Source organism: Coxiella endosymbiont of Ornithodoros maritimus, from assembly GCF_907164965.1.
Lineage (GTDB): Bacteria > Pseudomonadota > Gammaproteobacteria > Coxiellales > Coxiellaceae > Coxiella.
On record NZ_CAJRAM010000090.1, the window covers coordinates 1 to 1,788 of the forward strand.

Below are 1,788 nucleotides of genomic sequence, written 5' to 3' on the forward strand. Positions count from 1 at the left end.
CAATAAACACCAACAACTTGCCAGAAACAGATGAAATTGATGAATGTCCCTCCCCGTTCGCATAAACCGGTTAATTGCGAAATGCTTTGAATGACGGCACGTATATCGGCGTTTTGCAAATTGCACATTTGCAGCAAGTTTTTGTGTTTTTGTACGAGATGATCATGAAGCGCGGGAATTGTGATGATGGTTTTAGGTAATTGAATGGATTGTTCGGTTTGGAGGTTGCAGCAATAATAAATCCGGGCACAAACAACTCCATTAACAAAAACCAACGCATTAAACACCCCTGAGGGGGAAACAGCATCTCCTTTTATCGTTAGGCCCCGTTTGATGATACTGGTTGAATATTTGGAATGCGTGGGTCTAATTGACCATCCCTATAACGAGCCGCCATATTTTCAAGTGAAATAATTTTTATTTTTTCGGCTTGACCCGCTGTACCGAATGCTTCATAACGCGCTTTACAAATCACTTGCATCGCTTTTTGCGCCTCGCCTAAGTATTTTCGTGGATCGAATTGCGAAGGGTTTTTCGCAAAGTAACGGCGGATTGCGCCAGTCGATGCTAGCCGCAGATCGGTGTCAATATTCACTTTTCTCACCCCATGACGAATGCCTTTTTGGATTTCTTCCACCGGCACCCCGTAAGTTTCTGGAATTTCGCCGCTATATTCATTAATTATTTGTAGCCACTCTTGCGGTACAGAGGACGAGCCGTGCATAACCAAATGCGTATCGGGCAAACGTTCGTGGATGGCTTTGATGCGGTCGATCATCAATACTTCACCCGTCGGCGGTCGAGAAAATTTATAAGCACCGTGGCTGGTGCCGATGGCAATGGCCAACGCATCGACTTTGGTTTTATTAACAAAATCGGCCGCTTGCTTAGGGTCTGTCAACATTTGATCACGTGATAATTCGCCTTTCGCGCCGGAACCATCTTCTTCTGCAGCCCTTGATGTTTCCAAGGAACCCAAGCAACCTAGTTCTCCTTCCATTGAGACTCCACACGCATGAGCCATTTGCGTAGTCAATGCTGTTGTATGCACATTGTATTCATAGTCTGATGGTGTTTTTTGGTCTTCCAATAAGGAACCGTCCATCATGACTGAAGTAAAGCCAAGTTGGATTGAACGCTGGCAGACGGCGGGAGAAGCGCCGTGATCCTGGTGCATACAAATGGGAATATGGGGCCATTCTTCGGTAGCGGCGACGATCAATGCCCGGATAAACTGAGGGCCAGCATACTGACGCGCGCCAGCGGAGGCTTGAACAATGACCGGACTTTTTGTCTTATCCGCTGCTTCCATAATCGCTCGAAGTTGCTCTAAATTATTGACATTAAATGCCGGAACACCGTAACCGTGCTCGGCTGCATGATCCAGCAATTGTCGCAACGTAATGAGAGCCATATCGGTATCTCCTTTTTAAACTAGGGCTCACTATAAATTCTCTTGCCCCCTCAGGCAATACCTAATTCATCATCCCCCTTAACAAGTAACCTAATGAAAAGTGCCCCTCCTTAAAGAGGGCGTTATAATGCGCCAACATAGAGTTTCTATTTTTAAAAAAAGGAGCAGGGCCATGAAAGATATTAAAATACTTGGTGTTGGTATTTATTGCAAAAGGGGTTTTTCAACTGTGTGGGATTGATGAGTGGGGTAAGGTGATCCACACGAGAGGGGTTAGGCGCTCAATATGTGCCCACTGTGGCAAGGCCTTAAGGTGGCTTGTGTGGTTGATAGAAGCGTGTGGAGGCGCGAACCATTGGTATCGGGTTCATGGG

Annotated in this window: 1 protein-coding gene and 2 pseudogenes; 1 reads left to right on the forward strand and 2 read right to left on the reverse strand. The window is 46.1% G+C overall.

All coding sequences use genetic code 11. The features are described from left to right. Positions 1 to 116 precede the first annotated feature (116 nt). Positions 117 to 256: pseudogene (locus OWO34_RS08025) on the reverse strand (hypothetical protein); the annotation flags it as partial. Positions 257 to 319: 63 nt separating this feature from the next. Further along, positions 320 to 1,414, reverse strand: coding sequence for a class II fructose-bisphosphate aldolase (gene fba, locus OWO34_RS08030; RefSeq protein ID WP_267257150.1), 1,095 nt, complete (start codon positions 1,412 to 1,414; stop codon positions 320 to 322). A gap of 172 nt (positions 1,415 to 1,586) precedes the next feature. On the opposite strand from fba, the pseudogene OWO34_RS08035 reads away from it, so the two are divergent. Further along, positions 1,587 to 1,788, forward strand: a pseudogene (locus tag OWO34_RS08035) (IS110 family transposase); the annotation flags it as partial.

Coding starts and splice junctions, on each gene's coding strand:
- fba (WP_267257150.1), bottom strand. CDS start 1,414: ATGGCTCTCATTACGTTGCGACAATTGCTGGATCATGCAGCCGAGCAC.